12 protein-coding genes are annotated in these 17,639 nt (G+C 67.6%); 8 read left to right on the forward strand and 4 right to left on the reverse strand.

What is annotated here, in order from left to right:
• Positions 1–140: 140 nt before the first annotated feature.
• Both J2W22_RS10690 and J2W22_RS10695 read right to left on the reverse strand, forming a co-directional pair.
• Positions 141–1,100: a helix-turn-helix transcriptional regulator gene (locus J2W22_RS10690; RefSeq protein ID WP_307118243.1), complete on the reverse strand. Its 960-nt coding sequence runs from the start codon at positions 1,098–1,100 to the stop codon at positions 141–143.
• A 141-nt stretch (positions 1,101–1,241) separates the two neighbouring features.
• Positions 1,242–1,994, reverse strand: coding sequence for a kinase (locus J2W22_RS10695; protein WP_307118244.1), 753 nt, complete (start codon positions 1,992–1,994; stop codon positions 1,242–1,244).
• 84 nt (positions 1,995–2,078) lie between these two features.
• Between J2W22_RS10695 and J2W22_RS10700 the strand changes: the two genes are divergently transcribed.
• Both J2W22_RS10700 and J2W22_RS10705 read left to right on the forward strand, forming a co-directional pair.
• Positions 2,079–3,086 carry a LacI family DNA-binding transcriptional regulator gene (locus tag J2W22_RS10700; RefSeq protein ID WP_307118245.1) on the forward strand — a complete coding sequence of 336 codons (1,008 nt, stop codon included), beginning with the start codon at positions 2,079–2,081 and terminating at the stop codon, positions 3,084–3,086.
• Between the two features lie 81 nt (positions 3,087–3,167).
• Entirely contained in the window at positions 3,168–3,338 is a 171-nt protein-coding gene (locus tag J2W22_RS10705) for a hypothetical protein (RefSeq protein WP_183994034.1), read from the forward strand.
• A 21-nt stretch (positions 3,339–3,359) separates the two neighbouring features.
• On the opposite strand, the gene J2W22_RS10710 is transcribed toward J2W22_RS10705, so the two are convergent.
• Complete coding sequence (locus tag J2W22_RS10710; RefSeq protein WP_373422968.1) at positions 3,360–4,631, reverse strand: MFS transporter; 1,272 nt, start codon at positions 4,629–4,631, stop codon at positions 3,360–3,362.
• Between the two features lie 269 nt (positions 4,632–4,900).
• Entirely contained in the window at positions 4,901–5,914 is a 1,014-nt protein-coding gene (locus J2W22_RS10715; protein ID WP_307118247.1) for a LacI family DNA-binding transcriptional regulator, read from the reverse strand.
• A gap of 58 nt (positions 5,915–5,972) precedes the next feature.
• Here J2W22_RS10715 and J2W22_RS10720 point away from each other — a divergent pair, with 58 nt between their 5' ends.
• From J2W22_RS10720 to J2W22_RS10745, 6 genes are all read left to right on the forward strand, one after another.
• Positions 5,973–7,517, forward strand: coding sequence for an MFS transporter (locus J2W22_RS10720; protein WP_307118248.1), 1,545 nt, complete (start codon positions 5,973–5,975; stop codon positions 7,515–7,517).
• A gap of 493 nt (positions 7,518–8,010) precedes the next feature.
• Complete coding sequence (locus J2W22_RS10725; protein WP_307118249.1) at positions 8,011–11,367, forward strand: TonB-dependent receptor; 3,357 nt, start codon at positions 8,011–8,013, stop codon at positions 11,365–11,367.
• Between the two features lie 67 nt (positions 11,368–11,434).
• Positions 11,435–12,997, forward strand: a complete 1,563-nt coding sequence (locus J2W22_RS10730) for a tryptophan halogenase family protein (protein WP_307118250.1) — start codon at positions 11,435–11,437, stop codon at positions 12,995–12,997.
• Positions 12,994–14,520 (forward strand): tryptophan 7-halogenase, encoded by a 1,527-nt coding sequence (locus J2W22_RS10735; RefSeq protein WP_307118251.1) that lies wholly within the window; start codon positions 12,994–12,996, stop codon positions 14,518–14,520. Before J2W22_RS10730 ends, J2W22_RS10735 begins: the two co-directional genes overlap by 4 nt.
• Positions 14,513–15,553, forward strand: a complete 1,041-nt coding sequence (locus J2W22_RS10740; RefSeq protein WP_307118252.1) for a cupin-like domain-containing protein — start codon at positions 14,513–14,515, stop codon at positions 15,551–15,553. Before J2W22_RS10735 ends, J2W22_RS10740 begins: the two co-directional genes overlap by 8 nt.
• Before the next feature lie 23 nt (positions 15,554–15,576).
• Positions 15,577–17,598, forward strand: a complete 2,022-nt coding sequence (locus J2W22_RS10745) for a glycoside hydrolase family 97 protein (protein ID WP_307118253.1) — start codon at positions 15,577–15,579, stop codon at positions 17,596–17,598.
• Positions 17,599–17,639 lie beyond the last annotated feature (41 nt).

A 17,639-nucleotide genomic window follows, 5' to 3' on the forward strand; every position in this document is an offset into this window, starting at 1 on the left:
TCCCTCGCGCGCGCCCCCGCGAATCGCGGAAACGCGCCGGAATATGCGGACCTGCTTAAGTCAGGACCGGCGATTCCGTCTTGAACATCCTTGTCAGTAGCTTGAACCCATGTCGCAGCCGGGTGCGGTTGGTCGCATCCTCAGCGGTGCAGGACGGCGCGGGCGCGGCAATCGCTTGGGGTTTCGCCGAAGCGTGTCTTGAACAGCCGGCTCAGATGCGCCGCGTCGCTGAAGCCCAGCCGCTCGGCAAGGTCGCCGATCCGCTCGGGACTGCCGGGGTTGAGCAGCGCGTGCCGCGCCGCATCCAGCCGCATGTCGCGGATATAGGCCTGCACGCCGCCGCTCGCCTCGAACACCCGGTGCAGCGTGCTGCGCGAGACGCTCAACCGGCGACACAGATTGGCGACGGTCAGCGCCGGCGATCCCAGATTCTCGCGGATCTCGCGCTCGGCGCGCAGCAGCAGCGTGCTCGGATCCTCCTTGTAGCCATGCGCATCGCTGCGCTGGGCGGCCTTGAGCGACAGGACCAGCACGTCGAGCATCGTGCGGCCCAGCCGCGCCGCATCCGCCTCGGAGAAGCGGGCCAGCACGTCGCGCACGTGCAGGGCGTGCGAGGTAAACATCGCATGCTCGGAGGGGTTCAGCGTCACGCCGTGCAGGCTGGCCACGTCGAGCCCCGCCTCGGTCGCCAGGGCGCGGGGCACCGAGATGCTGATGCTGCGCCCGCCGGCCGAGATGTGCGACGAGGTCTGCTGGCGGTCGACCACGACGGCCGATCCCGGCATCTGGACCCATTCCCGCTCCTCGGCCCCGGCAATGCCCCAGGCCTTGCCGTCGAGATTGACGGTCAGGTTGAGCGTGTCGTTGCCCCGGTCGATGAGCTTGCTGTCGCGTTTCCATCGCTGGGCGGAGATGTCGGTGAAGACGAGCGAGATGTCGCCGAGCAGCGCGATATTGCTCGAGACGCGGAACTCCTCCAGCGGCTCGGTATGGTAAAGCGGTGCCGTGCTCGGCCAGTGGCTCAGCCACACTTCGTGGCGATCCTTGGCTGCGACATTCTCGGTAGTGTAGCGATGGACGCGAAGGGGCTGCGATACCAAACTAAACTCCCCGGCCTTTTTGTTTCTGGGGTTTGGTTTTAATTTCTGACGCTTACAGGAGCTCGCTGTAGCCCGGGAAACATTCGCCTGCACGCAGATTTTATAGGATGGAGTCTCGAACCGGGCGCGGATTGATCCAAATCAAGCGATCGGGGTCCGGTTAACGTCGAGCCGCAGCGTCAGGTCCGCCCAGCCGCTTGCATGGCCAAGCATGTGGCGGGTGATCCGCTCATAATAGTGGACGAAGCGGCGGACCTCGTTATCGGTCATCGGACCGCCCGAATTGCGCTCCTGCTCGATCCGCCAGTCCGCCACCACTTCGAAACCAGGCGCCTCGAGGAAGACGAGCTGGTCGATCCGCGCCCACAGCGCCGCATAGGGCCCGGCGAGCTGGTCGTTGACCCAGCGCCGCCAGCGCCCGTCGGGATCCCGGTCGCGTTCCAGCGCATTGACCGGCACGGAGAGTTCCGCCTCCGCTTGCGGCCGCGCGCCCAGGCACCAGCCTTCGAGGATCAGCATGTCGGCCGGGCCGGGGACCCGCTCGGGCGCGCCGGGCTCGTCGCGCGCCTTGTCGAAGCGGGGGAGCAGGGCAGGGCCGTGCGCCAGCGCCTCGATCGCGGCGAGCCCGGCCGTCACGTCGTGCGTGCCCGGCACGCCGCGAGTGCGCAGTAGCGGGTGGACGGTCTCGGCGAGCCGCTGCCGCGCCGCGCCGTCGAGATAGAGGTCGTCGAGCGACAGCACCGGGCAGCCGAAGCGCGCGGCAAGGGCATGGGCGACCGTGCTCTTGCCGCTGCCCTGCGCGCCGGCGATGCCGAGCACGAAAGGCCGGCGGGTGCCGGGGCGCAGCCGTGCGGCGATCCATTCCGCGGCGGAGAGGGGAGGAACCGGGGTCATCGTCCAGCATCTGTGCTTGCGCACTGCCAGCGCTGTCAAATATGGCTGTTGCAGGCCGGGGCTGCCTCCTGGCGGGGAATGCATGTGTCCAGTCGTCCGACGATCAAGGAAGTCTCGAAGATCGCAGGCGTGTCGTTCAAGACCGTCAGCCGCGTGCTCAACAATGAAAAGCATGTCAGCGAAGAGACGCGCCGCCGTGTCGAGGAAGTCGTCGCCCGGCTCAACTTCCGCCCGAGCCACGCCGCTCGCACGCTAGCCGGGCGCAAGTCCTTCCAGGTCGGCCTGCTCTACGACAATCCCAGTCCCTATTACATCTATCACGTCCAGACCGGCGCGCAGCAGCGCTGCACCGAGCTCGGCTACCGCCTGTTGCTCCAGCCGATCGACAGCCAGTCGCCCGATCTCGTCTCGAACGTGCTGGCGCTGATCGACGAGACGCATCTCGACGGCCTGATCCTCTCGCCGCCGGTGACCGAGGCGACGGCCCTGCTCGACGAGCTCGACCGGCGCGGGCTGCCCTATGTCCGGATCGCGCCGGGCACCCGCAAGGATGCCGGCCTGTCCGCCTCGATGGACGACGTCGTTGCCGCGCGCGAGCTGACTGCGCACCTGATCGGGCTCGGCCATCGCCGTATCGCTATGATCCGCGGCCTGGAGAGCCACGCCTCCTCGGCCGATCGTCTCGCCGGCTACCGGGCAGAGCTGGAGGCGCACGGCATTGCCTTCGATCCCGCACTGGTCGTCGCGGCGGAGAACGACTTCGCCTCGGGCGCGGCCGCCGCGCGCGAGCTGCTGGCGCTGAAGGACCGCCCCACCGCGATCTTCGCCGGCAATGACGACATGGCCGCCGGCGCGCTCGCCACTGCGCATGAGAGCGACATCGACGTGCCCGGCCAGCTCTCGATCGCCGGCTTCGACGATTCGGACCTGGCCCGCGCCGTCTGGCCGCCCCTCACCACGATCCGCCAGCCGGTGCACGAACTCGCCTCGGCCGCGGCCGAGCTGATCCTCGGTGGCGCCGCGCCCCAGCCGCGCGTCACGCTCGAGCACAAGCTGATGGTACGGGCGAGCACGGGGCCCGCGCCCCGGTAACCAAAGGGCGTCCCGCTGCTGGACTCGGTTAACCAAAGCTAGCGCTGGCAGCAAAAGTTAAGAAGTCGTTAACTGCTGGCCATGCAACGCCAGCTCGTCCTCGAGGGCTACGCCCCCCGCCGCCACCCGTTCCGCCGCTATGTCCGCCGCGCCGTGGCGCAGCAGCGCAAGTTGCGTGACGACAGCGACGTGAAGCTCTTCGCACTGAGCTTCACCGCCTTCTTCGTCTGCTTCTTCACGTTCATTGCCTGAAGGCTGCGGCGCGGTCCTAAATCAAGGCAGCACATCCGGTGCGTGCGGTGCGTCCTCGGCCTTGTAGAGCCGGTGGGCGCACCAGGCCGAGGCCAGGCAGAGCAGCACCACCACCAGAATGCACTCGGCGACGCCGACCTTCGGGATGTTGCTGATCCCGAAGATGCCGACCGATCCGAACACCATGAAGCCCGAGTTGACGATGTTGTTCGCCGCCACGGTGCGCGCGGTCTGCGACTTGTCGACGGTGGTGGTCAGGAAGGCATAGAGCGGCACCACGAACATGCCGCCGCTGGTCGCGATCGCCAGCAACAGGCCCAGCACCGCCCAGCCGATCGGCATGGTGATGAAATGCGCGGTCTTGAGCAGCGGGCCGTCATGCACCGGCCAGAAGCGGGCGGTGAAGTAGAACAGGATGACGAAGATCATCATCGTCAGCACCGAGCGCACGGCGTACTTGGCCGACACATGCCCCTTGAGCAGCCGGTTGATGATCACCGATCCGATCGCGATGCCGACCGAGAAGATGCCCAGGAACACGCTCGCCACGTCCTTCTGGGCGTGGAACACGTTCTTCACCAGCGGCGGGAACAGCACGCCCAGCACCGCCGCGATCGTCCAGAACACGCTGATCGCGATGATCGCCAGGTAGAGCCGGCGGATGTGCATGGTGGCCGAGATCAGCCGCCACGAGGCGCGGAAGATGTTGTAGTCGATCTTGAGCTTGGTCAGCGGCGGGGCGGAGGGGATGCGCTGCGAGGCCAGCCAGCCGACCAGCGCCACGCCGATCACCGCGAACGCCGCGGCCTTGGCACTGATCACGCCGCCGGCGATCGTGCCGCACAGGATCGCGATATAGGTGCCGGCCTCGACCATGCCGGTGCCGCCCAGCACTTCGTCTTCCTCCAGATGCTGGGGCAGGATCGCGTATTTGATCGGGCCGAAGAATGCCGAGTGGATGCCCATGCCGACGAGCGCGGCGAGCATCAGCTCGAGATTCTTGAGGAAGATGCCCGAGGCGCCGACCAGCATGATGCCGATCTCGGCGGCCTTGATGATCCGCATGATCTTCGCCTTGTCGTAGCTGTCGGCGAGCTGGCCGGCGAGCGCGGAGAAGAGGAAGAAGGGCAGGATGAAGATGCCCGTCGCGATCGCGCTGAACCGGGTTTCGTCCTCGACCGAGTTGAAGATCTGGTAGGTCGCGAAGAAGATCATCGCGTTCTTGAACAGATTGTCGTTGAACGCGCCGAGGAACTGGGTGACGAAGAGCGGCAGGAACCGGCGCTCCCGCATCAAACCGAGCGCCGCACCATGCATAAGCTAACCTTCACCTCTGATTGCGGTTTTTCCGCCGAATGTCGCGCGGGCATAGCCGAGCGGCATGCGCGGCGGCAATCGGTTAATCGGTTTCCCCGGTCGAGCCACCAATGAGCGCTACATCGTCACCCCGGCCTTGTGCCGGGGTCCACGGCGCCGCGCGTCTTGCGGCAAGAGCCTCTTGCCTGATGCTCGCCTCCCGGTGGACCCCGGCACAAGGCCGGGGTGACGGAGGAAGCGGCTAACTAGGCCCCGCACGATTCCCGTACGATCAGATCCGTCGGCAGGCGCTCCGCGCTGGGATCGGGGGAGGGGTCGAGGATGCGCGAGACCAGCTGACGCCCCGCCTCGAACGTGTCCTGCCGGATCGTGCTGAGCGCCGGCGTGGAGAGACGGGCGAGCAGCATGTCGTCATAGCCCATCACCGACACCTCGTTCGGCACCGACACGCCGGCGCGGCGTAGTGCGCGGATCGCGCCCAGCGCGATCAGGTCGGAGGAGGCGACGATGCCGTCAAAATGGACGTGCCGCCGCAGCAGCCGGCTCACCGCCGCGTCGGCCGATTCGAGCTCGAAATCGACCGGCACCACCAGCTTGGGGTCGGCCGGGATGCCGGCTTCCTTCAGCGCCTCGTCATAGCCGCGCTTGCGCTGCATCGATTCGGGATCGGTGCCGCCCAGGAACAGGATCGCCTTGCGGCCGAGCCGGGCGAGATGCGCCGTCGCGCGCCGGCCGCCCAGCTGGTTGTCCGATCCGATCGAGCAATAGAGCTGCCCCGCCATCTGCGCGCCCCACACCACGAAATTGGCGTTGGTCTGGGTCAGCTGGTTGAACGCGTCGTGGAGCATCGACTGGCCGAGGAAGATCACCCCGCTCGCCCGGCTGGTCGTGGTGGTGGCGACCAGGTCCTCGTAATTGGCCGGGGTGGTGTGGCTCACCGTGAAGTCGCAGTCGCGCGCGCGCGCCGCCTCGCCGATGCTGGCGAGCAGCTCGAGGAAGAAGGGGTGGGAGAGCGGCAGCGGCCGCCCGCGCATGAACGGCGTGACGATCACGATCGTCCCCTCGGCCCCCACCGGCGCGGCCGGCATGTATGGGCGGAAGGGATAGTCATGGTCGCGTGCCAGCGCCCAGATCTTCTGCTTGGTCCGCGCGCTGATCAGCGGATGATCGTTGAGCGCCCGCGAGACGGTCGAGATCGACACGCCCGCCAGCTTCGCCAGATCCTCCAGCGTCGTATTGTTGTTGCTACTGCTGCCCATTGTGCCCAAGCTTGAGGAAGGCCGAATACGGCATGTTTAGAACGGTGAGGGGGGAGCATTGCAAGCAGGCCGGCAGAGCGAGGCGATCGACATCGCCTGCACGCCAGCGCCCGGCACGGGCCGGCTCCGCCTGCTGCAGATCTGGAACATGTGCTTCGGCCTGCTCGGCATCCAGATCGTCTGGGGCCTGCAGAACGTCAACACCAGCCGGATCTTCCAGACCCTGGGCGCCGAGCTCGACGACCTTGCGATATTGTGGATCGCCGGCCCCGCCACCGGGCTGCTCGTCCAGCCGATCATCGGCCATCTGAGCGACCGCACCCGCGGCCCGCTCGGCCGGCGACGCCCCTATATCCTGGCCGGCGCGGTCTGCACCGCGCTTGCCCTGTTCCTGATGCCCAACGCCACCAGCCTGTGGGCGGCGAGTCTGATGCTCTGGGTGCTCACCGCCTCGATCAACATCGCGATGGAGCCGTTCCGCGCGCTGGTCGCGGACCGGGTGCCGGAAAGCCAGCGCACCGCCGGCTTCGCGATGCAGGTGTTCTTCATCGGCATCGGCGCGGTGTTCGCCTCGGCGCTGCCCTGGATGCTGGTTCATTGGGCGGGGCTCAGCGGCCAGCCCGAGCCGCACCTGCTGCCCCAGTCGGTGCGCACCGCTTTCTATATCGGCGGCTTCTGCCTGCTCTTCGCCGTGGCCTGGACGATCGTCACCACCCGCGAATGCCCGGCGCCGCCGCGCCTGCCGGAAGCGGCGATGCCGCCGCATGTCCTCTCGCCCGAGCGCGCCGCCTCGCTGGTCCGCCATGGCATCGTCTGGATGGTGGCCGGAGCAGGGATCGCCGGCGCCGCCGCGCTCGCCGGCTGGAAGCGCGAAATCTATGTCATCGCCGGCATCTGCTTCCTGTTCGGACTGCTCCAGGCGGTGGTGGTCCGCCTGCGCCGGCTCGGCCGCAGCTCGATCGGCATGCTCGAGATCGTCGAGGACATCCGCTCGATGCCCGTGCTGCTCAAGCGCCTCGCCGTGGTCCAGTTCTTCACCTGGTACGGTCTGTTCGCGATGTGGATCTACACCGTGCCCGCGCTGGCGCTCCGCCATTACGGCACCGCCGACCCGGCCTCGCCGGGATACAATGCCGCAGCGGACTGGGTGGGGGTGCTGTTCGCCGGCTATAACGGCGTCGCGGCGCTGGGCGCGCTGCTGCTCCCCGGCATCGGCGAGCGGCTCGGCCGCCGCGCGACGCATGCGCTGTGCCTGGCCTTCGGCGCGGCCGGGCTGGTCGGCTTCCTGCTCGTCAGCGATCCCATGGCCTTGTGGCTGCCGACGGTCGGGGTGGGGCTCGCCTGGGCGGCGATCCTGTCGATGCCCTATGCCATGCTCGCCGGCAGCGTGCCGCCGGGCAAGGCCGGCGTGTACATGGGCATCCACAACATGTTCCTGGTGATCCCCCAGCTCGTCGCCTCGACGATGCTCGGGCCGCTGGTCGGCCGCGTCTTCCACGGCCAGGCCGAATATGCCCTGGTCCTCGCCGCCGCGACGCTGCTGATCGCGGCCGGCTTCGCGCTCACGCTTCCACGCAGCGCCGACACCGGCTCCCGGCAATAGCCCTTTGCGGGCGCAAGGCTGTGCGCTGCTTTGCATTGCTGTGCCAGGTTGTGCAAAACTTGCATTGATTGCAAGGCAAAATTGCACTGTGCGACTCGCATTCCATGCCCGCCGACAGGCTGTTCTGAATGCTTTGTCTCAGTAAAATCGTTATTTTATAATAAGATAATCGCAGAAATATTTTCGAAAATTTCCCTCTTGCGACTTTGCTCAATTTACGCAAAGTTACGCAAAGAGCTTCCCGGGCTGGGCAGCTCGCAGTGGATGGCCGCGCCGGAGAGCGCGGCTGGCACGATGGAGGGTGTCTTGGGGGAAGCGCGGCACGGCCGGCTTGCGATCATGCGCAGCAACAGCGTGGGGCCATGCCCTGCGCGGCCTTCGCGCATCCGCACCTTTGCACACCGACACGAAATCTGACGCGACGTCGCGGGGCGGGGGCTCCGCGGCGTCTTGCATGCAACAGCGCCGCAAAGGCGCGACGGAGGGAGGAAAGATGAAGCAGACCACGATCCTGCGGGGCAGCGCCTCGCTAGCCGCCTTGGCCCTGATGGGCCTGGCCGGCATTGCCCAGGCGCAGACCGCGCCGGCCAGCGCATCCGAAACGGTGCAGGAGGACGATAGCGGCGGCGCGATCGTCGTCGTCGGCGTCCGCAAGGCGCTCGAGAGCGCGCAGACGATCAAGCGCGATTCCGACACCGTTGTCGATTCGATCACCGCGACCGATATCGGCGCCTTCCCGGACACCTCGGTGTCGGGCGCGCTCCAGCGCGTGCCGGGCATCACCACCTCGCGCCTCCAGTCGACCGACGACTCCACGCACCCCTCGGGCGAGCCGACCAGCGTGCTCATCCGCGGCCTCACCTTCGTCCGCACCGAGTTCAACGGGCGCGACAGCTTCTCGGCCGATAGCTATCGCGGCCTCAACTTCAACGACGTCTCGCCCGAGCTGATGGCCGGCGTCGATGCGTACAAGAACCAGACGGCGGAGATGATCGAGGGCGGCCTGGCCGGCACGGTCAATTTGCGCACCCGCCTGCCGTTCGACCAGAAGGGCCTGCTCATCGCCGGCAATGCCAAGGCGACCTATGGTACCCGCTCGAAGGAGTGGACCGGCGAGTTCTCGGGCCTGATCTCGAACACCTGGGATACCGCGATCGGCCGCTTCGGCCTGATGGCCAATTTCGCCCGCAGCCATGTCGTCACGCGCACCGAGAGCGTGATCATGGACAAGATCGACACCTTCTGCACCACCGGCTCGACCAACGCTTCGGGCGGCGGAATCGTCAATGCGGACGGCTCGGTCGCCTGCGCCTCCAACCCGTTCGGCGGCTCGGGCTGGGCCTATATCCCGGACGGCATCCGCTATTCGCAGGTCGATTACGACCGCACCCGCCGCGGCATCTCGGCGGCGGCGCAGTATGAGAACAATGCGGGCAATTTCCGCATGACCGCCCAGTATAACGACAGCGAATATCACAATGCCTGGCTCGAGCGTGCAAGCCACGTGATCTTCCAGGGCGATGCGTACGGCAAGTCGGCCTTCTTCCCGCGCACCAGCTCGATCCTCGGCGCGGCGCCGGGCACCTCGGCCTTCGTCTTCGGGCCGGACGGCATGCTTCAGTCGGGCACGCTGACCCAGGCGCATGGCAGCTGGGCGGGCAGCTGGAGCAGCACGCAGGACGCGATCAACACCGGTTCGGCTGTGCCGGGCCTGCCCTTCGTCAACAATTGCGCCGCGCCCTCGGTCTGCACCACGCTGCAGGACGGCAACTATTTCCAGAACGAGGCGCGCAACTTCGATCACCGCGAGCGCACTCAGGACCTGTCGGGCAACATCAGCTGGGATCCGACCGAGAGGCTCCATGTCAACCTCGACGTCCAGCACATCTGGGCCAACACGACCAATGACGACATTCTCGTCGCGGTCGGCTCGATGGCCAACATGCAGTACAGCGTGAACAGCGACGGCACGCCCAATGTGAAGCTGCTGCCGGGCTCGAACGTGAACTATGCCACCGGCGGCCTCTCCAACCCGCACAATTACTGGATGCCGTTCATCCAGGCGCACATGGAGAATAACGACGCCAAGGAAACCGCCTTCCGCGGCGACGTCGCCTATGACTTCAACGAAGGCAGCTGGCTGGACTCGCTGAAGATCGGCGTGCGCTATGCCGATCGCAGCCAGACGGTCCGCTACTCGACCTTCAACTGGTCGCCGGTTGCGGCCTCGTGGAACTGCAACGGTCCGGGCTTCAACATCGACAACACCACCGGCGGCAACTATCCGGCCTGCAACGCTGCTCATGCGCCGTTCAAGGGCTATGGCGCCGGCATGTGGGAGTCGGTCACGCTCGGCGACAACTTCTACAATGGCGGCGTCTACGCCAATGATCCGCTGGTCTACATGAACCGCGACACGCTGATGGACCGGGCGCGCCTGGTGCAGGGCGTCAGCGGCACCACCACCGGCTCGCCGATGGGCTGGGAGCCGATCTGCTCGCGCACCGGCACGGTCGACGGCTGCTACCTCCCGTCCGAGATCATGCACGTCAAGGAGAAGACCAAGGCGGCCTATGCGATGCTCCGCTTCGGCGGTGAGGGGAAGGACATTGGTGGCGTTAACATCCGCGGCAATATCGGCCTGCGCTATGTCCGCACCGACATCGATTCGGACGGCAGCGTCGGCTATCCGCTGACCACCACCTTCAACAACTATGTCCCCTGCGGCGGTCCGCTGCCGGCGGGCTGGGTGGTCAACCCGATGTGCTTCGTCACCCCGGCGGTCTCGGCCTTCGCCAATGGCGGCGGCTCGCCGAACGTCTACAAGTCGAGCTACGAGAACTGGCTGCCGAGCTTCAACCTGCGCCTCGGCCTCGATGACAAGAGCTTCATCCGCTTCGGCTATTCGCGCGGCATGTCGCGGCCGGACTTCGGCCTGCTGCGCAACTTCGTCTCGATCCAGGGCCCGATCCTCGACGGCACGCCCAACTCGCAGTACCTGATCAAGAACGGCGCAGGCACCGTCACCGGCTACAACTTCGTGTTCCGCGCGGAATCGGGCTTCCCGGCGCTCAAGCCGATCACCGCCGACCAGTTCGACCTGACCTTCGAGCATTATTTCGGCCGCAGCAGCTCGTTCACGATCGACGGCTTCTACAAGAAGCTCAACGGCACGATCTCGTACGGCGAGTTCCTGCGCAGCTTCACCAACAACGGCTCGACCCAGACGGTGCTGATGCGCGGTCCGCGCAACTCGGCCGATGGCGGCACGCTCAAGGGCGTCGAGGTCGCGTTCCAGACCTTCTTCGACTTCCTGCCGGGCGTGCTCAGTGGCCTCGGCACCCAGCTGAACTACACCTTTGTCGACCAGTCGGGCATCAACAATTCGAACCTGGTGACCCAGGGCGCGCTCGATGCCGGAGGCACCGGCGGCTTCGGCGCGGGCCTCGACGTTTCGGGCGGCCGCGGCGTGGTGATCGACTCGCACCAGCTGGCCGGCATCTCGAAGCACACCTTCAACGCCGTGGCGCTCTACGAGAAGGGCCCGATCGGCATGCGTCTCGCCTATAACTGGCGCTCGCGCTTCCTGACCAACAACCTCGACTGCTGCATCGGCCTGCCGGTGTTCCAGAAGGCGGCGGGCTTCCTCGACGGGTCGCTGCGCTTCTCGCTGGCCAAGTGGGTCGAGCTGTCGATCGAAGGCTCGAACCTGCTCGGCACCACCACGGTGTTCCAGCAGCAGATCTTCGGCGACTCCTCGGCGACGCCGGGCGCCAAGCCTGTTTACCGTGACGCAAACTGGAGCCGCGTCGACCGGCGCTTCCAGTTCGGCGCCCGGTTCAAGTTCTAACTCCCCTCGGCGCCGCCGGCTTCATTCCCCGGCGGCGCCAGTTTTTTCCTCTTCACGAGCGGGTGCCATGCAGCCCAGGTCGAACCCTAGCGCGACGCCTCTCCGCGTCGTCATCGTCGGCGGCGGGACCGCCGGCTGGATGTGCGCGGCCGGCCTGACCCGCCTGCTTCCCAACACCGATTACGCGCTGACCCTGATCGAATCCGACGAGATCGGCACGGTCGGGGTGGGCGAGGCGACGCTGCCGCACATCCGCGACTTCAACGCGATGCTCGGGCTCGACGAGGTCGAGTTCCTGCGCGCCACCCAGGGCAGCTTCAAGCTCGGCATCGAGTTCGTAGGCTGGGACAAGCCGGGCGGCCGCTATTTCCATCCCTTCGGCGTGTTCGGCGAGCGCTGGGGCGGCACCGACTTCCAGCACCACTGGCTGCGCGCCCGCGCCGCCGGTCACGATGTCGGCGAACTGGCCGAATACAGCTTCGCCGCCGCGATGTGCCGCGAAGGCGTGTTCGACCTGCCCAACGAAGACACGCGCTCGATCCGCTCGACCTTCTCCTACGCCTATCATTTCGACGCCGGCCTCTATGCCGAGTTCCTCCGCGGCTGGGCGACTCAGCGCGGCGTCCGGCGCATCGAAGGCAGGATCACCGAGGTCGCCCGCAACGCCGAAAGCGGCCTGGTCGAGAGCGTCACCCTCCAGTCCGGCGCGAGCATCGAAGGCGACCTGTTCATCGACTGCTCGGGCTTCCGCTCGCTGCTTCTCGGCAACACGATGGGCGTCGCCTGGCACGACTGGAGCCGGTGGCTCCCCTGCGACCGCGCCATGGCCGTGCCCTGTGCCAGTATCGACGGCATCACCCCCTATACCCGCGCCACGGCCCAGACCGGCGGCTGGACCTGGCGCATCCCGCTCCAGCACCGCACCGGCAATGGCTATGTCTTCTCCAGCGCCTTCTGCAGCGAGGAGCAGGCGCGCGAGACGATCCTCGGCGCGATCGACGGCGCCCCGCTCGCCGATCCGCGCACCTTGCGCTTCCAGGCCGGCCGCCGGGCCAAGGGCTGGGAAGCCAATGTCGTCGCGATCGGCCTCTCCTCGGGCTTCCTCGAGCCGCTCGAATCGACCAGCATCTTCCTGATCCAGGCGGCGATCACCGATCTCGCCAAGCTGATGCCCGTGCCCGGCAGCGGCCCCGATCCGCGCCTCGCCGCCGAGTTCAACCGGCTCTACGAGATCCATTACGATCGCACCCGCGACTTCCTGGTGCTCCACTACACCGCGAACGCCCGCCACGGTGAACCGCTCTGGGACCATGTCCGCGGCATGGCGCTGCCCGACAGCCTCGCCCACAAGATCGAGCTGTTCCGAGCCGCCGGCCGCGCACCCGACTACAAGCTCGGCCTGTTCTCGCGCGATAGCTGGCTGGCGGTGCTGGCCGGGCAGGGGATCGAGCCGCGCACGCACGACCGCGCTGCCGATCGCCTGCCGCTCGACGAAGTCGTCGATCGCCTCACTGATCTCAGGGAGCGCATCGTCACCAACGCCGCTTCGCTGCCCCGGCATGCCGAGTTCATCGCCAGCTATTGCCCGGCCGGCAGCGGCAAGGCCGATACCCAGGCGGTGTCGGCATGACCGCCCCCTTCACCGTGATCGTCGCTGGCCGCGACGCCCCGCTCTGGCTCGCCGCCGCCGCGCTGGCCCGGGGGCTCGGCCCCTCCGGCGTGAGGGTCGAAGCCGTCGAGCTGCCCGGCGCGCTCACGCCTGCGGATGTCTATCCGACCTTCCCGGCGCTGGAGGCGTTGCACAACCAGCTCCGCCTCGACGAGACCGGCCTGCTCCACGCCACCGGGGGGAGCCTGACGCTCGGCCGGAACTTCGTGGAGTTGGAAACGGATATTCTCCCCGGCGAAGGCCGGGGCCCAGACTCAGCGTCCCAGACTGCAAGTCTGGGCCCCGGCCTTCGCCGGGGTAAAGTAGTGGCTCAGCCCTTCCTCCACGCCTATGGCTCGGCCGGCGCCCGGATAGGCGACGGCGACTTCTTCGCCCATTGGATCAAGGCGCGCCGCTACGGCCTCGGCGTCCCGCTCGACGATTTCTCGCTCACCGCCGCTGCCGCGCGGCAGGGCCGGCTCATGTTCCCCGACGAGGAGAACGCGATCTATGGCCGCTGCGACTATGGCTATCACCTGCCGGCCATCCCCTATGCCCGGCTGCTGCGCGAAGCGGCGATCCGCCACGGCGCGACGCTCCACACCGCCGAGCAGGTCAATGTCGAACGCCAGGGCGAGACCATCACTGCGCTCGATCTGGGCGAAGGCCGCCGCCTGACCGCCGATCTGGTGGTCGATGCCGGCGCAGGTATCGGCGGCGGCACCTTCCACAGCTGGCGCGACCATTTTCCGGTCGAGCGCGTCCTGACCGCCGCCGCACCGGCCTTCGCCAACATCCCGGTCTATGCCGAGAACCGCGCCGGCCCCATCGGCTGGACCGCGCTCCACCCGAGCCGCCCGGCGACCTATGTCACCCATGCCTGGTCGAGCGCACTCGCCAGCGACGAGCAGGCACTCCAGGCCGCCACCGCCGCCGTCGGCCTGTCGCTAAGCGGCGCGGTGATCCGCACCGTCGAGCCCGGTCGTCCGGCCCAGCCCTGGACCGGCAACAGCGTCACGCTCGGCGCCAGCTTCGATCCGGTCCACGGCATCGACCTGCTCGGCTTCCAAGTCAGCCTGGTCCAGCTCCTCGCCGATTTCCCGGCCGGCACCGGCTTCGAGGCCGAGCGCGCCGAGTACAACCGCGTCACCCCGGAAGCGCTGGACCGTCTCCGCGACTTCCAGTCCGCCCATTATGCGCTAGCGCGCTACACCGGACCCTTCTGGCGGGCTGCCCGCGAGACCAAGGTCTCTCCCGATCTCGCCCACGCCATCGCGCTGTTCCGCGCCCGCGCCGAGCTCCCCCCGTTCGAGGAGGAGAATCTCCCGCCGGACAGCTGGCGCGCGCTGTTCCTCGGCCACGGCGTCGAGCCCGAAAGCTGGCCGCCCGCGATCGACCGCGTCCCGCCCGAGGAAGTGAAGGCCCAGTTCCGCCGCATGCTCGGCTTCGTCCGCGAGCAGGTGCTGCGCCAGCCCACCCAGGCCGAATGGCTCGCCCGTGCCTGAGCCGCTCCGCCGCGCATCCGACCCCGAGTCCAGCCCGCTCGACGGCCTGCCGCGCGTCGCCGCGCGCGCCGCGCCGCCGCCCGCCGATCTCGCCGAGCTGATCGAGGCCGGCGTGCCCATGGTCCTCAAGGGGCTGTTCGAGCACTGGCTCGCGCTCGCCGCCGGCCGGGCCGGGGCAGGGGAGCTTGCCGCCTATCTCAAGGGGCATGATCGCGGCGCCCCCGTCCCGGTGATGGAGGCGCCGGCGCGTACCCAGGGCAAGTTCGGCTATGGCGCGGACCTGCGCGAGTTCAACTTCAGCCGCCGCAGCGCCAGCCTCAGCGACGCGCTCGACCGCATCCTGCGCCTCGCCGGGGAAGAGAATGCGCCCCATGTCGCGGTCCAGATGCTGCCGCTGGCGGCGCAGATGCCCGGCTTCGTCGCGCAGAACCCGATGCCGCTGCTGCCGGCGGACGTCGCCCCGCGCCTCTGGGTCGGCGGCCCGGTCCATACCCGCACGCACAATGACCGCGACCACAACCTCGCCTGTGTCCTCGCCGGTCGCCGCCGCTTCCTGCTCTTCCCGCCCGAACAGGTCGCCAACCTCTATGTCGGCCCGCTGGATAATCCCCCGCCGCTATCGCTGGTCGATCCCGAGGCACCGGACTTCGTCCGCTTCCCGCTGTTTGCCGATGCGCTGGCCACCGCCCGCGTCGCATTCCTCGATCCCGGCGATGCGCTCTTCATCCCGCGCAACTGGTGGCATCACGTCAGCTCGCTGAGCCCGTTCAACGCGATGGTGAACTATTGGTGGGGCGACGACGCCGTCGGACTCGACCAGCCCAACGATGTCTTCCTCGCCAGCCTGCTCACCTACAAGCACCTGCCGCCGCACGAGCGCGCCTATTGGCGGGCGATGTTCGAGGCGCATGTCTTCGGCGAGCACGGCGCCGACCATATCCCGCCTACCCAGCGCGGCACCCTCGGCACGATGCGCCCCGGCGAGCGCAGCGCGCTCCGCCAGCGCCTGCGCGCCGCGTTCCTCAAATCATGACCTCCCCACAAGAAAGAAACCGGATGATCTCTCGTACCCTCGTCTCGCTTCTCGCGCTTGCCGCGCCGGCCACCGCCATGGCGGCCGACCGGGAGTGCGCCCAGTCGCCCGGCAAGGTGCTGGAGCTGTGCGTCTCGGTCGAGGGGGGCGCGGCGCGCTATGAAGTGAAGCGCGGCGACGTGACCGTGATCGCCCCTTCGGAACTGGGCCTCAGCTTCGCCGGCGAGCCGGCCGCGCGCTACACCGCGATCACCGATGCCCGCCGTTCGGCCTCGGACAGCAGCTGGGAGCAGCCCTGGGGCGAGCAGCGCCTGGTCCGCGACAATCATGCCGAGCTGGCCGTCACCATCGCCGGCGATACCGCGCTCAACAAGGCGATGCAGGTCACCTTCCGCATCTTCGACGACGGCGTCGGCTTCCGCTACACCTATGCCGGCATTCCGGCGGGGCAGGCGGTCGGCGTCACCGCCGATCGCACCCAGTTCCGCACCAGGGGGACATATCAGGCTTGGTGGTATGAAGGGCTGGGGCAGGAGCGCGACGAATATCTCTACACCCAGACCGACGCGCGCCGCATCACATTGGCCGAGACGCCGCTGACGCTGAAGGGCGACAATGGCCTGTACCTCTCGATCCATGAGGCGGCCTTGGTCGATTTCCCGAGCATGCTCCTTCAGGGCGACGGCGCGGGCAAGCTCACCGCCTGGCTGATGCCCTGGCCCGATGGCGTCGGCGCGAAGAAGACCGGCCCGTTCAGCACCCCCTGGCGCACCCTGCTGGTCGGCACCACGCCCGGTGCGCTGGCCGACAGCCGGATCGAATTGAACCTCAACGAGCCCAACAAGCTTCCGGATATCAACAAGTGGTTCAAGCCCGGCAAATATGTCGGCGTCTGGTGGGAGATGCATCTCAACCGGACGACCTGGGGCAGCGGCCCGACGCACGGCGCCAACAACGACAATGTGAAGCGCTACGTGGATTTCGCCGCGAAATACGGCTTCGACGGCGTGCTGGTCGAGGGCTGGAACCAGGGCTGGGACGGCGAGTGGATCAATAACGGCGACAAGTTCAGCTTCACCAAGTCGTACCCCGATTTCGACCTGCCGATGCTGTCGGCGTACGCGAAGTCGAAGGGCGTCCATCTGATCGGCCATCACGAGACCGCCGGCGCGGTGGTGAACTACGAGAACCAACTCGAGGACGCGCTCGATCTGTACGCCAAGGTCGGCGTGCCGTCGGTGAAGACCGGCTATGTCCGCCACTCGGGCGACATCCTCGATCGCGAGGGTGGCAAGGAGTGGTTCGCCGGCCAGTTCATGGTCCGGCATCACCTCAAGGTGATCGAGGCGGCGGCGAAGCGCCACATCACGATGGACACGCATGAGCCGGTGAAGGACACCGGGCTGCGCCGCACCTGGCCCAACTGGGTGAGCCGCGAAGGCGCGCGCGGGCAGGAGTTCAACGCCTGGGGCCGCCCGACCAATCCGCCCGAGCACCTGACGATCTTGCCCTTCACCCGCATGCTCGCCGGGCCGATGGACTTCACCCCGGGCATCTTCGACCTCGAGCATGGCAAGACGCTGCTCACCGAGCGCAACCAGTCAACCCTGGCCGCGCAGCTCGCCGAATATGTCGTGCTCTATTCGCCGATCCACATGGCGGCCGACCTGCCCGAGAATTACGAGAAGCATCTCGACGCCTTCCAGTTCATCCGCGACGTGCCGACCGACTGGGAAGTGACGAAGACCCTGGCATCCGAGATCGGCGACTATGTCGTGGTCGCCCGCCAGCCGCGCGGGGGCGGGGACTGGTATCTCGGCGCGATCACCGACGAGATGGCGCGCACCCTGCCGGTGAAGCTCGACTTCCTCGCACCGGGCAAGCGCTACGAGGCGCAGATCTACCGCGACGCGGCGGACGCGGACTATGTGAAGAAGCCGGTCGCCTATGCGATCGAGAAGCGCGTGGTGACCAGCGCCGATACGCTCGACCTCGCGCTGGCCCCGGGGGGCGGCCAGGCGATCCGGTTCAAGCTGGTGAAGTAGCGGCTCCTCATAAAGCGGACCTGTTCCCCGGCGAAAGCCGG

Origin of the sequence: Sphingomonas kyeonggiensis, from assembly GCF_030812785.1 — a bacterium.
In the GTDB taxonomy this organism is placed as follows: Bacteria; Pseudomonadota; Alphaproteobacteria; order Sphingomonadales; family Sphingomonadaceae; genus Sphingomonas; species Sphingomonas kyeonggiensis_B.

Bases quoted from the DNA above. Each gene is read 5' to 3' on its own strand.
- J2W22_RS10695 (WP_307118244.1), bottom strand. From the start codon at position 1,994: ATGACCCCGGTTCCTCCCCTCTCCGCCGCGGAATGGATCGCCGCACGG.
- J2W22_RS10705 (WP_183994034.1), top strand. From the start codon at position 3,168: ATGCAACGCCAGCTCGTCCTCGAGGGCTACGCCCCCCGCCGCCACCCG.
- J2W22_RS10710 (WP_373422968.1), bottom strand. From the start codon at position 4,631: ATGCGGGAGCGCCGGTTCCTGCCGCTCTTCGTCACCCAGTTCCTCGGC.
- J2W22_RS10715 (WP_307118247.1), bottom strand. From the start codon at position 5,914: ATGGGCAGCAGTAGCAACAACAATACGACGCTGGAGGATCTGGCGAAG.
- J2W22_RS10725 (WP_307118249.1), top strand. From the start codon at position 8,011: ATGAAGCAGACCACGATCCTGCGGGGCAGCGCCTCGCTAGCCGCCTTG.
- J2W22_RS10730 (WP_307118250.1), top strand. From the start codon at position 11,435: ATGCAGCCCAGGTCGAACCCTAGCGCGACGCCTCTCCGCGTCGTCATC.
- J2W22_RS10735 (WP_307118251.1), top strand. From the start codon at position 12,994: ATGACCGCCCCCTTCACCGTGATCGTCGCTGGCCGCGACGCCCCGCTC.
- J2W22_RS10745 (WP_307118253.1), top strand. From the start codon at position 15,577: ATGATCTCTCGTACCCTCGTCTCGCTTCTCGCGCTTGCCGCGCCGGCC.